The 18,665-nt window shown below is 63.1% G+C and carries 17 protein-coding genes and 1 tRNA gene; 2 read left to right on the top strand and 16 right to left on the bottom strand.

Translation table 11 applies throughout. The features are described from left to right. Positions 1-16 precede the first annotated feature (16 nt). Positions 17-2,125, top strand: coding sequence for a M3 family metallopeptidase (locus ABIC17_RS08640; RefSeq protein ID WP_354280975.1), 2,109 nt, complete (start codon positions 17-19; stop codon positions 2,123-2,125). A 155-nt stretch (positions 2,126-2,280) separates the two neighbouring features. On the opposite strand, the gene ABIC17_RS08635 is transcribed toward ABIC17_RS08640, so the two are convergent. The 8 genes from ABIC17_RS08635 to ABIC17_RS08600 form a co-directional block, all read right to left on the bottom strand. Next, the gene (locus ABIC17_RS08635; protein ID WP_354280973.1) at positions 2,281-2,448 is read right to left on the bottom strand and encodes a hypothetical protein; all 168 of its coding nucleotides are present in this window, start codon (positions 2,446-2,448) and stop codon (positions 2,281-2,283) included. Further along, positions 2,445-3,209, bottom strand: a complete 765-nt coding sequence (locus ABIC17_RS08630; RefSeq protein ID WP_354280972.1) for an MBL fold metallo-hydrolase — start codon at positions 3,207-3,209, stop codon at positions 2,445-2,447. The genes ABIC17_RS08635 and ABIC17_RS08630 overlap by 4 nt, the downstream gene beginning before the upstream one ends. Beyond that, positions 3,206-3,982 carry a TatD family hydrolase gene (locus ABIC17_RS08625; RefSeq protein WP_354280970.1) on the bottom strand — a complete coding sequence of 259 codons (777 nt, stop codon included), beginning with the start codon at positions 3,980-3,982 and terminating at the stop codon, positions 3,206-3,208. Before ABIC17_RS08625 ends, ABIC17_RS08630 begins: the two co-directional genes overlap by 4 nt. Further along, positions 3,983-5,521, bottom strand: a complete 1,539-nt coding sequence (gene metG, locus ABIC17_RS08620) for a methionine--tRNA ligase (RefSeq protein WP_354280968.1) — start codon at positions 5,519-5,521, stop codon at positions 3,983-3,985. A 39-nt stretch (positions 5,522-5,560) separates the two neighbouring features. Next, positions 5,561-6,538 carry a DNA polymerase III delta subunit-related protein gene (locus tag ABIC17_RS08615; RefSeq protein WP_354280966.1) on the bottom strand — a complete coding sequence of 326 codons (978 nt, stop codon included), beginning with the start codon at positions 6,536-6,538 and terminating at the stop codon, positions 5,561-5,563. After that, positions 6,535-7,167, bottom strand: coding sequence for a dTMP kinase (tmk, locus tag ABIC17_RS08610; RefSeq protein ID WP_354280965.1), 633 nt, complete (start codon positions 7,165-7,167; stop codon positions 6,535-6,537). Before tmk ends, ABIC17_RS08615 begins: the two co-directional genes overlap by 4 nt. 4 nt (positions 7,168-7,171) lie before the next feature. Further along, a complete protein-coding gene (locus ABIC17_RS08605; RefSeq protein ID WP_354280963.1) occupies positions 7,172-8,344 on the bottom strand; it encodes a D-alanyl-D-alanine carboxypeptidase family protein in 1,173 nt (390 codons plus the stop codon). Positions 8,345-8,486: 142 nt separating this feature from the next. Continuing rightward, the gene (locus ABIC17_RS08600; protein WP_502958431.1) at positions 8,487-9,533 is read right to left on the bottom strand and encodes a lytic murein transglycosylase; all 1,047 of its coding nucleotides are present in this window, start codon (positions 9,531-9,533) and stop codon (positions 8,487-8,489) included. Positions 9,534-9,627: 94 nt separating this feature from the next. Here ABIC17_RS08600 and ABIC17_RS08595 point away from each other — a divergent pair. After that, positions 9,628-9,717 (top strand) — tRNA-Ser (locus ABIC17_RS08595). On the opposite strand, the gene ABIC17_RS08590 is transcribed toward ABIC17_RS08595, so the two are convergent. From ABIC17_RS08590 to ABIC17_RS08555, 8 genes are all read right to left on the bottom strand, one after another. Then, positions 9,685-10,803 (bottom strand): acyltransferase, encoded by a 1,119-nt coding sequence (locus ABIC17_RS08590; protein ID WP_354280961.1) that lies wholly within the window; start codon positions 10,801-10,803, stop codon positions 9,685-9,687. The genes ABIC17_RS08595 and ABIC17_RS08590 overlap by 33 nt on opposite strands. A gap of 351 nt (positions 10,804-11,154) precedes the next feature. After that, complete coding sequence (gene rpmE, locus ABIC17_RS08585) at positions 11,155-11,388, bottom strand: 50S ribosomal protein L31 (protein ID WP_010163703.1); 234 nt, start codon at positions 11,386-11,388, stop codon at positions 11,155-11,157. 116 nt (positions 11,389-11,504) lie between these two features. After that, a complete protein-coding gene (gene fabZ / locus ABIC17_RS08580; RefSeq protein WP_354280960.1) occupies positions 11,505-11,987 on the bottom strand; it encodes a 3-hydroxyacyl-ACP dehydratase FabZ in 483 nt (160 codons plus the stop codon). A gap of 7 nt (positions 11,988-11,994) precedes the next feature. Further along, complete coding sequence (locus ABIC17_RS08575; RefSeq protein ID WP_354280958.1) at positions 11,995-12,723, bottom strand: OmpH/Skp family outer membrane protein; 729 nt, start codon at positions 12,721-12,723, stop codon at positions 11,995-11,997. Continuing rightward, positions 12,723-15,500 (bottom strand): outer membrane protein assembly factor BamA, encoded by a 2,778-nt coding sequence (bamA, locus tag ABIC17_RS08570; RefSeq protein ID WP_502958430.1) that lies wholly within the window; start codon positions 15,498-15,500, stop codon positions 12,723-12,725. The genes ABIC17_RS08575 and bamA overlap by 1 nt, the downstream gene beginning before the upstream one ends. Positions 15,501-15,567: 67 nt before the next feature. Next, the gene (locus ABIC17_RS08565) at positions 15,568-16,701 is read right to left on the bottom strand and encodes a M50 family metallopeptidase (RefSeq protein ID WP_354280955.1); all 1,134 of its coding nucleotides are present in this window, start codon (positions 16,699-16,701) and stop codon (positions 15,568-15,570) included. Then, a complete protein-coding gene (locus ABIC17_RS08560; protein WP_354280953.1) occupies positions 16,698-17,879 on the bottom strand; it encodes a 1-deoxy-D-xylulose-5-phosphate reductoisomerase in 1,182 nt (393 codons plus the stop codon). Before ABIC17_RS08560 ends, ABIC17_RS08565 begins: the two co-directional genes overlap by 4 nt. After that, positions 17,876-18,652, bottom strand: a complete 777-nt coding sequence (locus ABIC17_RS08555) for a phosphatidate cytidylyltransferase (protein WP_354280952.1) — start codon at positions 18,650-18,652, stop codon at positions 17,876-17,878. The genes ABIC17_RS08560 and ABIC17_RS08555 overlap by 4 nt, the downstream gene beginning before the upstream one ends. Positions 18,653-18,665 lie beyond the last annotated feature (13 nt).

The raw sequence follows: 18,665 nt of genomic DNA, 5'->3' as shown, positions 1-18,665 counted from the left end.
CCGGGAAGGACCGTCCATGCTCCGTAATGTACTACTCGCCACTGCCGCCGCTTTGATTTTGACCGGGCCTGCGCACGCCGCCAACCCGTTCGCCACGCGGAGCGCGCTGCCGTATCAGGCACCGCCGTTCGACCAGATCAAGGATGCCGATTACCAACCGGCGATCGAGCAGGGCATTACGGAGAGCCTCGCTGAAGTCCGCAAGATCGCGGACAATCCCGCCGCGCCCACGTTCGACAACACGATCGTTGCGATGGAACGCCAGGGGCAGATGCTTGCGCGTGCGCAGGCCGCATTCGGCCAGGTGGCGCAAGCCAACACCAACCCGACGATCCAGGCCGTGCAATCCGCGATGGCTCCCAAACTCGCGGGGTATAACGACGCGATCTATCTCGACCCCAAGCTGTTCGCGCGGGTGAAGATGCTGTTCGACCGCAAGGCGTCGCTCAAGCTGGACGCCGAGCAGGCGTTCCTGCTCGACGACTATTACAAGACCTTCGTCCGAGCCGGTGCCCAGTTGTCGCCCGCAGACCAGACGGCGCTACGCGCGCTCAACAAGCAAATCTCGACCCTAGGCATCGCTTTCCGCCAGAAGCTTCTCGCCGCGACAAAGGCGGGCGCGCTGGTGGTGGACGATCCGGCTGCGCTGGCGGGCATGTCGCCGGGCGATATCCAGTCCGCGGCGCGCGATGCGACAGAGCGCAAGATGCCCGGCAAATATCTGCTGCCACTCCAGAACACCACAGCGCAACCTGCGATCGAAGCGCTATCGGATCGGTCTACGCGCAAGGCGTTGTTCGACAAGAGCTGGACTCGGGCGGAGCAGGGGGATGCGAACGACACGCGCGCATCAATTCTGCAACTGATCGACCTGCGCACCCGCAAGGCCAATCTGCTGGGGTACAAGACCTGGGCGGACTATTCGCTGGCCGAACAGATGGCGAAGACGGCCACCGTCGCCCGCGATTTCCTCAACGCGCTCGACGCACCGACCGCAGCCGCACAGGCGCGCGAGGCAGCCGAACTGCAGAAGGCGATCGATGCGGAGCAGGGGGGTTTCAAGCTCGAACCGTGGGACTGGGCGCGCTATGCCGAGAAGGTCCGCAAGGCCAAGTATGACTTGGATCTCAACGAGACCAAGCCGTATCTTGAGATCTGGAACGTGCTCGAGAACGGGATTTTCTACGCCGCTAACCAGCTTTACGGACTGAACTTCAAGCGTCGTACCGACATCCCGACCTATCATCCCGATATTCGGGTGTATGAAGTGTTCGAGGCGGACGGCAAGCCGCTCGGGCTGACCTATTTCGATTACTGGAAGCGCGACAACAAGTCGGGCGGGGCGTGGATGAACAGCTTCGTGCGACAAGCGAAGATTTTCGGGACCAAGCCGGTCATTTCTAACACCGCCAATTTCACCAAGCCTGCGGCTGGGCAACCCGGTCTTGTTACCTTCAGCGAAGTGCGGACGATGTTCCATGAGTTCGGGCACGGTCTGCACGGCTTGTTCGCCAATCAGACCTATCCGACGCTGTCAGGAACGGCGGTTGCCCGCGATTTCGTCGAATTCCCGTCGCAGTTCAACGAACATTGGGCGCTCGAACCCCGCGTGCTTGCGCATTACGCGCATCATTATCAGACCGGCGCGGCCATGCCGCAAGCGTTGGTCGACAAGATCAAGCGCACGGAAACGTTCAACCAAGGATACAGTTTCGGGGAGACGCTGACCGCCGCGCAGCTCGACATGGCTTGGCATTCGGTCCCGTCGACCGCGGTGCCGAAGGACGTCAATGCGTTCGAGGCCAAGGCGCTCGGGGAGACCGGACTCAACGTCCAATACGTGCCGCCGCGCTACCGAACGAGCTACTTCAACCACATCTGGGGGTCTGGGTACGCCGCCGGCTATTACGCCTACCTATGGACCGACATGATCCAGCAAAACGTCTACGACTGGTTCCAGCAGCATGGCGGCATGACTCGCGCAAATGGCCAGCGTTTCCGTGACTTGATCCTGTCGCGTGGGCACACGCAGGATTACAACGTCATGTTCCGGAACATGACGGGGCATGACCCTCAGGTTGCGCCGCTATTGCGCAAGCACGGACTTGAGGAAGCGAAACCATAGGTCGTTTTGGCCGAGGAGCGGTGCGTGTGATCGCACCGCTCATGTGGAGCAGGCTGCGAGGGTTCGACCGGGATATGGCTGACTAAAAATCGCCAACTATCCAAGGCCGATAATATACATTATGTTAAATGCAGTGATACTTTTGGGGGGGGGCGTCAGGTGCTTCCGACACCCTGCTGCCAAAGCATCACCACTGCGATCAGCACCGCGAAGATCGCGATCCACATCAGCGCCATCTTCACAACGGAACTCAACGGCAACCGGCGTGCCGCCAGCGCACTGATCGGCAGGATTAACAACAAGGCCGTCACGAAGACATTCATACGACGAGTTCCAATCCGTCGAACCCCGGCTCCACGCCATCCGGCAACTCGCGCACCAGCGTCGCGTAATCCATCGACTGGTCCATGTGGGTCAATGCGACATGTTTAGGGTTCAGTCGGTCGATCCACCCCAAGACGGTTGGCAGATCGAGGTGTGACGGGTGCGGACGGCGCCGCAACGCGTCGACCACCCAGATATCCAGTCCGGTGTACAGGTCGACCATCGCGTCGGTCATGCCGCTCACATCCGTCGCATAGCCGATGACGCCGCCGTCGGCTTCGAACCGCAAGCCCGCCGATTGTGTCCCGCCGTGCGGTTGGTCGGCAACCCGGACGATGATATCGCCAATCACCATCGAGTCCATCAGCGGCTCTATCGAAGCAACCTTAGGATAGCCATTTAGACCACTGAAAATGTACGAAAAACGGCTCGTTAATTGCGTGAGCAGAGACGGTCGCGCGATGCCGCGGACGGGGTGTCCGAGGGCGTGGTACACTTGACGGAGATCATCGATACCATGCGTGTGGTCGGCATGGTCGTGCGTCCAGATCACCGCATCGACCGTGGAAATTTCTGCGGCGAGCAACTGCTCGCGCATGTCCGGACCGGTATCGACGAGGATGCGCGTCGTCGCCGTCTCGATGATGACCGATGCGCGGCTGCGCCGATTACGGGGTTCGTTGGAGTCGCATGCACCCCAGTCGTTGCCGATGCGTGGGACGCCCGATGACGTCCCCGACCCTAAGATCCTGATCTTCATGCGCGCGTCTTGGCGAACAGCGTGTGAAAGTTATCGCGCGTCGCCGCCGCCAGCGTCTCGACGGTCTCGCCCCGCAACTGCGCGAGGAATGTGGCGGTATCCGCGACAAACGCCGGCTCTCCAGTCTTTCCCCGGTGCGGCACCGGCGCGAGAAACGGCGCGTCGGTTTCGATCAGCAGACGATCAAGCGGAAGCCGCGCCGCGGTCTCCTGCAGGTCCTTGGCGTTCTTGAAGGTCACGATGCCCGAGATCGAAATATAGAAGCCCAGGTCGAGCGCGATATCGGCAAACGCGCCGCTCGCGGTGAAACAGTGGATGACGCCGGGATAGGCCCCCTGCTCCATCTCCTCCCGGAGGATCCGCGCGGTATCTTCCTCGGCATCCCGCGTGTGCACGACGATCGGCAACTGGGTCGCCCGGCATGCGGCGAGATGCGCGCGAAAACTCGCTTGCTGGCGTTCGCGGTCGCTGTGATCGTAGAAATAGTCCAGCCCGCTCTCGCCGATCCCCACCACACGCGGGTGTTGCGCGCGTTCGATCAGCCGCGCTGTGCCGATATCAGGATGCTGATCCGCCTCGTGCGGATGGATTCCGACGGTCGCCCAGACGTCCGGCTCCCGCTCGGCGGTTGCCAGAACGTCGTCCCATTCGCTTTCGCGCGTTGCGATGTTGAGCATGACCTCGACACCCCGCGCCCGCGCCCGGGCAAGCACATCAGCCTGTTGTTCGGCCAAGCCTTTGTAATTCAGATGACAATGGCTGTCGGCGAACATTTACGCCTCCGTTGGAGCTTCGAGCCGTGGGAATACGCCGCTCGGTGCGGGAAGAACCTTCCCCGGTGCCAAAGGATGCCCCAGCGCCTCGAAACTGCGTGCGTCACCGGGTTGTGCCAGCAGGTCGAGCAGCTTGTCCGCCCCGCCCGGGATCGCCCAGCGCGCGAGGATCGCGATCCGCCGAATCGCATCCGCGGCATGATACAGGATCGTGTCCGCGCGCGCGGGATCGGTCTTGCGCACGCTCCACGGGGCCTGATCGGCAAAATACTGGTTCGCGTCACGCGCGGCCGACCAGACCGCCTCCAGCGCGTTATGAAGCGCGAGATCCTTCATCGCCTCATGCAGACCATGTTCGGCTGCCTCGACGCTATTTGCCAACGCGGCTTCCGCATCGGTCGGCGTGCCTACGTCCGGCACGACCCCGCCACAGGCCTTGGCGATGATCGACAGGCAGCGCTGCGCGAGATTGCCCAGGTTGTTGGCGAGATCGGCGTTGCACCGCGTGACGATCGCTTCTTCGGAATAGCTGCCGTCCTGCCCAAAGCTGACCTCGCGCAACAAGAAGTAGCGCAGCGCATCGACCCCGAAATGCTCCACCAGTGCCATCGGATCGGTGACGTTGCCGAGCGACTTTGACATCTTCTCGCCGCGGTTGAGCAAAAAGCCATGGCCGAACACGCCACGCGGCAGCGGAAGGTTCGCGCTCATCAGGAAAGCCGGCCAGTAAACGGCATGAAATCGCACGATATCCTTGCCGATGATGTGCACGTTCGCCGGCCAGAACGTCTCGTACAGTTCGACGTCGCCGGGATAGCCGACGCCCGTCAGATAGTTGGTGAGTGCGTCGACCCAGACGTACATGACGTGCCCCGGGCTCCCCGGAACCGGTACGCCCCAATCGAAACTCGTTCGCGACACGGAGAGGTCGGACAGACCGCCCTCGACGAACCGCAGGATCTCGTTCCGGCGCGCCTCGGGTCGGATGAACTCTGGATTTGCGGCAAAGAAGTCGAGCAAGGGTTGCTGGTACTTCGACAGCCGGAAGAACCACGTTTCCTCGGCGGTCCACTCCACCGGCGTCCCCTGTGGCGAGAGCTTGGCACCACCCTCCCCGTCGACGAGTTCCTTCTCATCGTAAAAGGCTTCGTCGCGAACGGAATACCAGCCCTCGTAGCGATCAAGGTAAAGGTCGCCCGCATCCTCCATCGCCTTCCAGATCGTCTGGCTGGCGCGATAGTGATCGTCGTCGCTGGTGCGGATGAAACGATCGTAAGAGATATCGAGCGCGTCGGCCATCTGCTTGAAATAGCCGCTCATTTCGTCAGCAAGTGCGCGCGGCGTCAGGTCCCGCTTGCGCGCTTCCTGGACCATCTTGAGGCCATGCTCGTCGGTGCCGGTCTGGAACCGTACCTCGCGGCCCAACTGACGCTGGTAGCGTGCGATCGCGTCGGCTGCGATCGCCTCATAAGCGTGCCCGATATGCGGACGGCCATTGGGGTAGCTGATTGCGGTGGTGATATAAAAGGGGTCGGCCATCGCCGCCTCCTAGAGCAAGGCGATTGCGAAATGAAGACCTCAGGCGGCGAGCCGCGCGACGATCCCCGCCATTTCGTAAACGGTCGCCTGTGCATCCAGCGTGAGCGCACGCGCGGTTGCGGACAGCGCGCGGGCTGCGTCATAGCTTTCCAGTGCGATGCGCAAGCGTTCGCCCTGCCGCGCGGGTGCCTCCGCCGCGATGAACGCAGGCGCGCGGTCGAGAAATGCTTCGTAGCGGGACTGAGCCGCCTTGAGCGCCAAGGCCTTGGCGAGTTTTCCGCGACGCGCGTTGCTGGGATCGCCATCGTGGGCGATCGCGGTCAATGCCTGGTCAAGTTGCGCCAGATCCAGCCCCGCAAAGCCCATCGCGCGCCCCGGCGACCCTTGCGCGACGCGGATCAGTGCAGCGATCTCGGCATCATCCGCCTTGGGCAACGCTTCGCGCAAAACGGTGGCGATTGCATCGTCGTTGAGCGGATCGAACCGCAAAGTCCGGCACCGCGATCGGATCGTCGGCAGCAGGCGCCCGGGGGCATGGCTCACCAGCAGGAAAATGGTACCCTGAGGTGGTTCTTCGAGGTTCTTGAGCAGGGCGTTGGAGGCGCCCGGTCGTTCGAGGTCGTCCACCGCATCGATGATGACGACGCGGCGATCCGACATCGACGGGCGCGTCGCGAACATCGGCCCCAGCGCGCGGACCTGCGCAATCGGGATACTGCGCGCTAGATCGAGGCCGGTCTTGTCGCCTTCCTTGGGTTGTCGGGTCAGTTCGCGGTAATCGGGATGCGATCCGGCCGCGATCAGCGTTCTGGTTCGATCATTTTCGGGTACGTCAAATCCCGGCGGCAGATCGGCACCCGCGCCCTCCGCCAGCAGACGCACCGCCGCAGCACGCGCGAAGCTGGCCTTGCCGATCCCTTCAGGCCCTGCAAACAGCCAGGCATGGTGTAGTGCTCCACTGCGCATCGCAGCGGCGAAGGCACTATGCGCCGCATCATTGCCGATCGGCATCGTCACGGAAGCAGATCTCCCAACTGGTGGAGAATCGCCCCGGATACCGTATGGATGTCGGCAGAGGCATCGATCACGCGGAACCGGTCCGGTTCGCTTAACGCAAAACGTCGGAACGCCGCTGCAACATCGCTGTGAAAGGCTTCCCCACGCGCGGCAAACCGGTCCGCCGCTGCCCCGTCACGGACGGAGGCGCGCGCACGCCCTTCTTCCGGGGTCAGTTCCAGCACGAAGGTGCGGTCGGGCAGCAAGCCGCGCGAACCGAATCCGTGGAGCGCCAGGATCGCAGCATCGTCGATCCCGCCGGCCAGCCCCTGATACGCGCGGCTGCTGTCGATATACCGATCGCAGATCACCCAACGCCCCGCGCCGATTGCGGGACGGATGGTCTTTTCGACATGATCGGCGCGTGCGGCCGCAAACAGCAGCGCTTCGCTATGCGCGCTCCACCGCGTCACGGCACCTTCCATCAGCAACGTCCGGATCGCTTCGGCGCCTTCGCTTCCGCCCGGTTCGCGGGTGACGAGCGCATCGATCCCGCGATCCGCCAGAGCGGTGGCAAGCAGGCGCGCCTGGGTCGACTTGCCTGCCCCCTCCCCGCCCTCGAGCGAGAGGAACCGTCCGGTCACCGGCACGCGATCACCCGCCGAAGAAGCTCATGAGCCCCGCCCAGGCGCGTCCGAAGAAGCCTGCCTCGGCAACGTCGCTCGCGGCTACCAGCGGCAGGCGCTGCTGCGGCATGTCCGGCGTCGAGATGACCAGATCCGCAATGTGCTGGCCTGCCTTGATCGGTGCCTTGATCGGGCCGTCATAGACGACCTTCAACGTCATGTCCGCGGCTACACCGGCGGGGAGCGTTGCGGTCAGATTGGTCGGCGCGATCAGACCAACGGTCCGCGCGCTGCCGAGCTGGACTTCGGCGGTTTCGATCTGCTTGCCCTTCGCGGCGATCGGCTTTGCCTGCCATGCACGAAAGCCCCAGTTCATGAACTTGACCGACTCATCCGCACGCTGGCCCGAGCTGCCAAGACCCGCCATGACCATGACCAGACGGCGCCCGTTCTGCTCGGCAGAGCCGGTGAAGCCATAGCCTGCTTCTTCGGTGTGCCCGGTCTTGAGCCCATCGGCCCCCTGCACGCGTCCAAGCAACGGATCGCGGTTGGCCTGCGCAATCGGTGCGGCAGCGCCAAGGGTCTTGCCCCAGGTGAAGTTCGGCAGCGAATAGAACCGCTTATACAGCGTCGGATGATCCAGGATCGTTGCCGAGGCAAGTTTCGCGAGGTCACGCGCGGTGACATAGGTTACGCCGCCATCGGGCCAGCCGTTCGACGTTCCAAAGTGGCTGTTGGTCAGCCCGAGCTTTGCCGCTTCCCGGTTCATCCGTTCGGTGAAGGTTTCCTCGGTCCCCGAGATCCCCTCCGCCAACACGACGCACGCATCGTTGCCGGACAGCGTGACGATCCCCTTCAGCAGGTTTTCGACGCTGACGTCCTCGTTCGCGGACAGGAACATCGTCGAGCCCTGGCTATGCCATTTGCGCCATGTCTCGGGCTGCACATGGAACGTCTGGTTGAGCTTCAGCTCCCCCGACTTGATCATGTTGAAGGCGACGTACACGGTCATCATCTTCGCCAGCGATGCCGGCGGCATCCGGCGATCCGCGTCCTTGGAGTAAAGGATCGCTCCCGAGGACAGATCCTGCAGATAGGCGACCGGCGCAGGCGTCTGGAAATCCGGCTTCGCGATCGCGGGCGTCGTTGCCGCGATGGCGACGATGGCGGTTGCTGCAATCCAATTCCGGCGGGATGACATGATGCTGGGTCTCGATCTTCTGGTTGATACGAAGGATTCTGGAATCGCCATAGGGGCCAAGCCGAACGTGGTACAGCCCTGCCCCGACGCGGTGCTGTCTAACCGTGCGATCAGCCCGATCCGGCTATCCGCACGGCATGCATTATCGCTCGACCGCATCTGCCAGCAAGCCGACCGACAGCGCGTAGAAATTGGAGCAATTATAGTCGAGAATGACCCGGTAATTTCCCGTCAGGAGATAGGCGGTCTGCCCCGGGCCATCCGGCTCGATCAGCGTGGCAAGCACGGTATCCGCAGGCCAGCCGCGCGCTTGCGGGACGATGCCGAGCGCGCGCCATTCCGCCATTGTCTTCCACCCGCTATGCCGCTGGAAAACGCGGGGGCAGCGTGGCGAGACGAGCCGGTTGACGACTTGCCCGCGATCGAAACTGCCGGGCACCGACACCGCAAACCCCCAGGGCTGTCCCGGCCGCCAGCCGGCGTTGGAGAAGTAGTTGCCGATTGACGCAAGCGTATCGGCGCTGCTCGTCCAGATGTCGGCACGCCCATCGCCGTCGCCATCGCGCGCCAGCCGCAGATAGACCGACGGCAGGAACTGCGGACCACCCGTTGCTCCAGCCCAGCTTCCCACCAACTGCGAGCGTGGCACGCCGCGATCCATCATCTGCAAGGTCGCGATAAATTCGTCCGCGAACAGGTCGCGCCGTCGCCCTTCGTAAGCCAGCGTGGCAAGCGCGCGCGGCAGGTCGAATCCCCCCATCACGCGGCCATAACTCGTTTCATGCCCCCAGATCGCAACCATGATCGATTCGGGCACGCCCGTTTGCTGCTCGATCCGCTGCAACCGGCTGCGCTCGCTGACGTAGGTGGATTGCCCCCGGCTGATCAGCGCGCTGCTCAGATGCTGCGCCTTGTACGGCGCGAAGTTGGGGATCGCCGCAATCGAGGTCCCGCCGGGCTGCTGCCGGTCTAACTCGATCACGCGCTGGTTGAGCGTGAGCGTCGGCAGCACCGCATCAAGCGTCGCACGACTGACGCCCTTCGCTTCCGCTTGCCCACGAAGCGTTCCCAGATAGGTCTGGAAACCCGCATCATCCTGCGCGACCGCCGATCCGCCGATGCCCGCGCACACGCAGATTGCCGCAACGCTGCTGGCAATCCGCCGCCAAATTTTACTGTTACCCCGCATCATCCGACCTTGGCACAGCGCGCTTGCGGCATGAAGCCCCGAAACGATCTGCCTCTTGCACAATTCGTCAGACGCTGGCTAAGCGGGGGTGAACGGAAGAGTGGCCGAGTGGTTTAAGGCAGCGGTCTTGAAAACCGCCGTGGGTGCAAGCTCACCGTGGGTTCGAATCCCACCTCTTCCGCCAGCGCTGTACGAGCAACTGACCGCCCTGGGTCAGCTTGGTATCACGGCGACCGCCGGGAGCCGCGGCAACAGTACGAATCAGCGGGATCCGCACCAGAATCACCGCCGTCGCAACCGAACATATCGCCACGAGCAAGAAGATCACCAGAGTGCGTGCCGGCACGGCCGGCGTGATGCGCTGGAACAGCCAGACGTATGCCAGATGGCACAGGTACACCGGCAAGGTGAGAAAACCCCAGGATTGCAGACGTGCAACCACCGGACAGCCGTTCAGCGACCGGGCCAGCATGAACACGGACGTCCCCAACAGGAAGGTCGATACGATGCTTTCCGCGTTCCACACGGCGGGGTTTACCGCAACGAATGCGAGAAAGTACCGCTCGCACAGCAACGTAGCCAGCGAGACTACGCACAGCGCGATGCTTGCGTCCAACCGAGCGGGCTGTGTTCCGCGCAAGGCGTATCCGATAAACACGAATGCTGGGGCGGCCAGCTGCCGCTTCAGATCGGACAGATGGTGGGAGTATTCCGGGATCCCGACGAGCGCGTGATAGTCGAACAGGATCGGCCCGAGCAGCGCCAGCAGCACAACCACCGCTGCCGCCAACCGCCGCCCTCCGATTGTCACGGATGCCGAAACCGTGACGAGCCCGAATGCCAGCGCCGGCAGGAACCACAAATGGTACCCGTACCCCCCTTCGGCCAGCATCAGAAGGCGGAACGGCACCGGATTGGGGCGCAGGAAGCCCAACGCGAAATACACGAGCATCCAGAGGCCATAGATCGGCAGGATCCGCAGGCCGACATAGCGGACCGTCCGGGAAAACCCACGATCGTACCGAAAGAAATAGCCGCTCACGATAAAGAAGAACGGCACCGCGGATCGCAGGATGGCGTCGATCGGGACCGCCCACGCCGGCATACCCCATGGCTGGCCGACCGGGTTCGGCAGCAGCGACAGGACATGCCCCACGATCACGCCCATCGCCATCAGGAAGCGGAACGCGTCGATGCCCCCGTCGCGCGTTTGCGGCACAGGTTCCGGGGTCGACCCTGGGGTCGAATGCTGTGTCGCAATGGCCGTCAACTCGTCCCTCACCGTCACTATACGGCACGCAGTGTTGGCTCGGCCTCGCCAGTGGATCATGCTTGGACGGCAGGCCGAACCGCCGGGCCTCGGCTCCGCGGACGACAGCGCCGTAAGCCCGTCTACCACAATGGCTGTCGAGATTTACCTGAAGATTGAAGAGGATCGTTCCAAAACAGAACGCTTGTCAGAGGTTTCTCAACCTCTTCCGTCCGACGGGCGGGCGGTCCAGATTGTGGTGCTCGGCGTCCCTCGACGTCGCCGCATACAAAAACCCTCCCCGCGACGGCGCGGAGAGGATCCTTGAGTACGAACATGCAGCGCCGGTGCGATCACCGCCGCACGCCTGTCTTACTTCTTGCCGATCGAAGACATCGCGCCGAAACGCTTGTTGAAGCGCGCGACCTGGCCGCCCGCGTCAAGCATCGTACCACGGCCACCGGTCCACGCCGGATGTGCCAGCGGATCGATGTCGAGCGTCATCAAATCGCCTTCCTTGCCCCAGGTGGTGCGGGTCTGGAACTGCGTGCCGTCGGTCATCTGCACCGTGATGGTGTGATAATCGGGATGGATGTTCTTCTTCACGACGTAATTCTCCGAAAAGCCGCTGGTTTCCGACCAGCAGCGAAGGCGCGGCCCTTATCAGAGCCGTGCATGATGTGCAACCGAAGCGTACCGCCAAGCCTGCCGTGCCGCACCGGTTATGCCTTGGGCGGATCCGCGATCATGGCGGTAAAGTTGGCCTCCGCCGCCAATTGTCCGTCAATCGTTGCACGTCCGGAAAACTTGCAGACGCTCGACCGCTTCTGGACAAACTCGACCTCGAGCTTGAGCAGCACGCCGGGTTCCACGGGCTTGCGGAACTTCGCCCCGTCGATCGCCATGAAATACACGAGTTTGCCCGAACCCGCGAGGCCGAGGGACTCGACGGCGAGGATTCCCGCCGCCTGTGCCATCGCCTCAACGATCAGTACGCCCGGCATGATCGGACGTCCGGGGAAATGCCCCTGGAAGAACTGTTCGTTGATCGTCACCGCCTTGATCGCGGTAATCGACCGGTCGAGGATCAAATCCTCGACCCGGTCGACCAGCAACATCGGGTATCGATGCGGCAATGCCGCCATGACCCGCCCGATATCGAGCGGGCCCATCGCGCCACGGCCTTCTTCTGCACCGTCAGCCATCAGACCCTCAGCGACCCTGCGGTGCCTTGGTGCCCGCAGCCGGTGCTGCCGGAGCCGCTGCGGCACCGGGCGTACCCGCCGCACGCTGACGCTGCATCGCGGAGATGTACGCGAGCTGCTGATACTGCTGGAGTAGCTGCTGGGTCTGCTGGCTTGGCTGCCAGCCGGCTGGCGGGGTGAATGCGACGGTGGGGTTCGCGCGATCGAGCTCGGCCTTGATGTCGTCGGTTACGTCGACGGCGGGCGTGCTGAACTGGACGGTACCCGCCGACAGCAGCAGGCTGAGCTTCTTCGCGGTCACAACCGCCTGCATTGCTGCTGCATACTTCTGCGAGATCTGTTCGATCGCATAAGCCTGTGCGAGCGTTGCCGGGCCACGCAGCCGTGCGACGTCGGCCTGGCCGGTACGCTGTGCGGTCTCGATCTGTGCGAGCGCCGGGCTCTTTGCAGCCTGCGCCTTCTGGATCTCATCGTCGGACAACTGCTTGTCCTTGTTCAGATCGAGCGGCGCGTACAGCGTGTTGAGCTGTGCCTGCAACGCCTGCGCACGCGCGGTCGCCTGGTCGAGCTGCGCCTTGTAGGTCGTTGCGATCGAGGTGTTCGCGGCGTCAAGCGCCTTTGCGGTCAGGATGACGGTTTCCGGGTCAGCGATCGCGATACCGCCGACCTGTGCCTGTGCCGAACCGGCGATGGCAAGGCCGACGCAGCCGAGCAGAACTTGATAGGTGGTCTTCATCAGAACTGTGTCCCTACGTTGAAAGTTACGAGCTTGTTGTCGTCACCCTTGCTCTTGAGCAGGGCGTAAGCGAGATCGATACGCAGCGGTCCGAACGGCGAGTTCCAGTTCACGCCGGCACCCACCGAGACACGTGGGCGAGGCGAATCGCCGAGGAAACGCTCCTCGAACGGCGCAGAGATCGACTGCGTCGTCGGGGTATTCACGGAAGATCCGACGCATGGCCCACCCACCGCGGCCGCGTAGCCGACGGCGCACGTCGTCAAAGCGGAAGGGTTAGTCCCGTCGGTCGTGGGTACGGTGAAATAGGGCTGTCCGTTCGAGGCATTCACAGGTTGCGACAACGGAAGCACCGTGGTGCGTCCGGTGACCGGATCGGTCGTCGTCTGGAACGTCGCCGACGGCAACGGCCGCGTGATCCCGAACAGCGCACCCGCCTGAACATAGATCGAAGGCCGCAGGCCAAGCTCCCGCGCGCCTGCACCCAACGGGATCTCCAGCTCGAGCTTGCCCAAGTAATAGGCCCGACCACCGAGCGCATCGTCGACGAACTGGTTACGATCCGTGACGAGCGTCTGATTGCCCGCCGCGTCCGTGGTGTAGGGAACGCGCTGAACGCGCGGGCCCACGCCACGAATGTCGAACCCGCGGAAATCGGGTTCGCCGAGGTAGAAGCGATCGTTGATGCGGACCTTGTCGACCCCTTCGCCGCGGCTCTTCTCAAGCGACTTGATGTAGCCGCCCTCGACGTTCAGCGACGCAATGAAGCCGCTCCCGACGTTGACGAACTTTGCCGCCTCAACCTTGGTGCGGATGTACTTCACATCACCCCCGAGCCCGGCGAAATCCTGGCTGAAGATGAAGCGTTGCCCGGCGGTCGGCCGGAGTCGGCTGTTGAGGCTGTCGAACAGCAGCGAATAGCCGACCGACGACGTCCAGCGATTGCCGATCGAGTCGCACAGATAACGGCCTGCCTTGAGGAAGTCGCACTGACCGTTGGTAAAATAGGTCGACTCGTCGAGCCCGACCTGATCGTAGGACAGGCCATAGCGTCCGGCGAGCTGCCAATATTCGGTCAGCGGAATGCCCGCACGCAGCTGGAAGCCGGTCGATACCTGGGTGTAGGTGGTGTTGCGCTGGTTCCCAGTAGTGAAGTTGAACGCGTTGTAATCGCGACGGAAGATGTCACCGCCGATCGCGATGTTCTTGTTGAACAGGTATGGCTCGGTAAAGCCTAGCTCGATCGACTTGGAATAGGTCGAGTAGTTGACGCTGGCGCGCAATTCCTGGCCCTTGCCGCGGAAATTGCGCTGGCGGATCGATGCCTGGATGATGAAGCGCTCGAGGCTCGAGAAACCGGCCGATAGCGACAATTCGCCGGTCGATTTTTCCTCGACGTTCGCGGTCAGCACGACACGGTCGGGCGACGACCCCTGCGTCTGCTTGATCTCGAACTTGTCCTGGAAGAAGCCAAGCGAGTTGATGCGATCCTGCGAACGCTTGACCTGGAAGCTGCTGAACGCGTCGCCTTCCGCCAGACGAATCTCGCGGCGGATAATTTTGTCCTGCGTCTGCGTGTTGCCGTTGATGTCGATCCGCTCGACGTACGACCGCTTTGCCTCGGCGATGTGGAAGTTGATCCCCATCGTCAGCGTGTCCTTGTCACGCTGGAAGTCGGGGTTCACCTCGGTGAACGCATAGCCAAACGCGCCTGCGGCTTCGCTCAGCGAGTCGACGGCGGTCTCGACCTTCTTTGCGTCATACCAGTCGCCCTTGTTGATCCCGAGGCTGGCGGCGAGCTTCTTGTTGTCGAAGTCGCGGATGTCGCTGTCGACGGTCACGTCGCCGAACTTGTAGCGCTTCCCCTCCTCCACCACGTAGGTGATGATGAAGTCCTTCTTGTCCGGCGTCAGCTCGGCGACCGCGGAGGTCACCTTGAAGTCAGCATAGCCCTCGGTCAGGTAGAACTGGCGCAGCTTCTGCTGGTCGTACGCGAGGCGATCCTGATCATAGCTCGTGTTCGAGCTGAGCAGCGTCGTCAGGCGGGCCTGCTTGGTCGCCATCTGCTCGCGCAGCTTGCTGTCGGAAAATTCCTCGTTGCCGAGGATGTTGATCTGGCGGACCTTCGATTTCGGACCCTCGGTGACTTCGAAGATGACGTCAACGCGGTTCTGGTCGAGGTTGACCATCTTCGGCTCGACCACCGCGGCGAACCGCCCCTGGCGCCGATACAATTCGATGATCCGCGCAACGTCCTGGCGGATCGCGGTGCGCGTGAAGATCTGGCGCGGGGCGAGTTTCACCTCCTTGCGGATCTTGTCTTCCTTGAGCCGCTTGTTGCCCTCGAAGATGACACGGTTGATCACCGGATTCTCACGAATCCGCAACACGATGTCGCCACTTTCGGCCCCGGCGATGGAGACGTCCGCGAACAGGTCGCTCGCGTAGAGGTCCTTGATCGCCTGATCGAGCGATTCGTTGGTAAACGCCTGCCCGGTACGCAACTTTGTATAGGACAAGACCGTTTCAGGTTCGAGGCGCTGTGACCCCTCCACCCGGATCGACTTGATCGACCGGCTGGCTACGGGTGCGGCGACCGGCGTTGCCGCAGGCGTTGCCTGCGCAGGCACCGGAACACGTGGCGCAGCCGTACGCGGACGCGCTTTAGCGGCCGTGGGCGCGGTCTGGGCATCGGCGGGCATGCACGAGAACATCGTGCTTGCCAGCAGCACGGCGGTGGCCCGTGCCCCGAATGTTGAAACCTTGATCGCTGTCACATCCCACCCCAAATCGGAGAAAATACCCGCGTGGCCAAAAACGCTGGCCCGCCCTGCCCCACCTGCGTCACCCGATCAACCCAGCGAGGGTCTTCCACAGGCCGAATGCGCCGAGATCGTTGAAGGTCACCATTACCATCAACGCCAGAACCGCCGCCAATCCCCCCCGGAACGCCCATTCCTGGACGCTCGGTGCGACGGGCTTCCGCTGGACAGCCTCTACCGCGTAGAACAGGAGATGCCCGCCATCCAGCATGGGGATTGGCAACAAGTTGATGAATCCCAGATTAATCGACACGCCCGCAATGAAGAAGATCAACACCGGCCACCCAAGCGACAATTGCTCGCCGGATGTCTTGGCGATGCGCAGCGGTCCACCCAGTTCGTCGACCGAACGTCGCCCGGAGAGGATCTGGCCAAGCCCCTCCACGGTCGTCCGCAGGATCGTGCCCGTCATTGCGATACCGACAAGCGGTGCTTCCAGCACGCCAACCTTCGCGGCGACAGGCGTCGAGGGACCGATGCCGAGCAGCCCCTTCTTAAATTCGTTGCCGAACCGGTCCCGCTCCGTCGCGACGCCCAGCACGGTCTGGCGGCTTTGCGCGACGCCGTCGTGGCGATAGTCGATCCGCACGGGTTCGCCCGGACGCAATACGGTATATTGGAAAACGTCCTTGAACGTCTCGATACCGCGGCCGTTGAGTGCGGTGATCCGGTCACCCGGCTGCAGCCCCGCCTTGGCGGCGGCGCTGCCCGGCGTGACGAGCCCCACGATCGATGGCGTTCGATCCACGCCATAGCTCATCGCAAACCCAGCCAGGATCAGGATAGCGATAACGAAGTTGGTGACCGGTCCCGCCGCGACGACGATCGCGCGTTGCCACACGGGGCGCGCCTGCAACGTTCTGGCACGTTCCTCCGCAGGAAGTTCGAGCCATGCCGGATCGGGCACGCTCGCGGCATTCATGTCGCCGGCGAACTTGACGTAGCCGCCCAACGGTAGAGCGCTGAACTTCCACCGCGTGCCCCGACGGTCGGTCCAGCCGAACAGTTCGTTGCCGAACCCGATCGAGAATGCGTCGATCTTCACACCGAACATGCGTCCGGCAAGATAATGCCCCATCTCGTGCAGGAAGACGAGCGGACCGATCACCAGTGCGAACGCAAGAATGGTCAGCAAAAATCCGGGCGATTGGCTCAAACGACGCTATCCTTCATCAACGCCCCGTTGCGTAACCCCACCTGCCGTCGCGCTATGCTGCGCGCTTCGGCATCGACCGCGAGAACGTCGCCCAACGTTCCCGGTGCGGCCGGATGATAGACGGACAATGTATCGTCCACGATTGCGGCAATTTCGAGGAAGCCGATCTCGCGCGCGAGAAATGCAGCGACGGCAATCTCGTTCGCGGCATTCAGGATTGCAGGACGCGCGCCGCCAAGATTAAGCGCCTCGCGCGTCAACCGTATCGCGGGAAAACGCTCGGGGTCGGGCGCCTCGAAATCGAGCCGACCGATCGCCACGAGGTCGAGCGGCGCCATCGGGGTGGCCATCCGGTCGGGCCACGCCAGACAGTGCGCGATCGGTGTCCGCATGTCGGGCGGCCCCATTTGCGCCAATACCGATCCATCGACATAGTCGACGAGCGAATGGATCACGGACTGCGGGTGGATCACGATCTCGATCGCATCGTGCGGGACCGGGAAAAGTCGCGCCGCCTCGATCAGTTCGAGCCCCTTGTTGAACAAGGTTGCCGAATCGACCGAGATTTTCGCCCCCATCGACCAGTTCGGATGTGCGACCGCCTGTTCGGGGGTCACGCTGCGCATCTGCGCGGTCGACCAGTTGCGGAACGGACCACCGCTGCATGTAAGGATGATCCGGCGCACGCGTTCAGGTCGGGCCGCATCGAAGCATTGGAAAATCGCGTTGTGCTCGGAATCCGCCGGCAGCAGCGTTGCGCCGTGCTTTGCCGCTGCCGCGAGGACCACGTCGCCCGCCGAGACCAATGGCTCCTTGTTGGCGAGGATGACGGTCTTTCCGCCAGCGATCGCAGCCATCACCGGTTCCAGCCCGATGCAGCCGACGATCGCGCCCATCGTGATATCCGCGCCAAGTGTTGCCGCCTCGATCACCGCCGCGCGTCCCCCGGCACACACCGTGTCGGTCCCGGCCAGCGCCTGTCGCAGATCCGGCAGGCACGCTTCATCCGCGACGACCGCCAGCTTTGCGCGCGTCCGGATCGCAGCAGCGGCAAGCCGTGTGACGTCGCAATTCGCGGTCAGTGCCAGAACCTCGAACCGCTCGGGCTCGCGTTCCACCAGGTCGAGCGTCGAGGTCCCGATAGACCCCGTAGCGCCCAGAATTGTGATCGTCTTCACCACCAATACACTTTCGGTAACACAATAAGAAAGGCTGCGACCGGCGCGACCGGGACAAGACCGTCAAGACGATCGAGCACGCCGCCATGGCCAGGCAACAGCGTGCCGCTGTCCTTGACCCCCGCACGCCGCTTGAGCCAACTCTCGTACAGATCGCCGCCCTGCGCCAGTGCCGCGAGCAACGGCGTCGCGAAGGCGAGCCGAAGCGGCAATCCGTATTGCATATGGAGGAATGCTGCGAACGCGCTGGCTGCCAGCACACCACCGCCGAGCCCTGCCCATGTTTTGTTGGGACTGATCGTGGGGGCAAGTTTGGGCCCGCCGATCGTGCGACCGGCAAAATAAGCGCCGATGTCGCACGCCCACACCATCGCCAGCGTCCAGATCGTAAGCAGGATTCCATCCCCCTGCCCACGGATCGCCAGCAAGGCGAGGATCGGCAGGCACACGTAAACCGCACCCAGCGCGAGCTCCTTCCGTCGCGTGACGATGACGATGAAGAAACCGGCAGCCGCGATCAGACCCAGCGCAAAGAACCCGGGGCCCGCCCCAAGGTGCGGCGCCATGATCGCCAGCGGTACCGATACCGCATATTGCGCAAGCCGTTTGGTTTGCGGTGGCGTTGCGTGGAGATCAGCCCATTCGGCCATCATGAACAGCCCGAGGACGACGCATAGCAGCCAGAAGGCGAGATCGCCCAGCGCTACGCTGACCAACGCCACGGCAACCATCGCCAGGCCGACGACGCTTCGCAGCGCGAGGTTGGATGACATTCTTTGCGACAGG

The sequence above is a fragment of the Sphingomonas sp. PvP056 genome (assembly GCF_040549155.1).
In the GTDB taxonomy this organism is placed as follows: domain Bacteria; phylum Pseudomonadota; class Alphaproteobacteria; order Sphingomonadales; family Sphingomonadaceae; genus Sphingomonas.
Note: the sequence above shows the minus strand (reverse complement) of the source record. Positions and strands in the feature narration are given on the sequence as shown.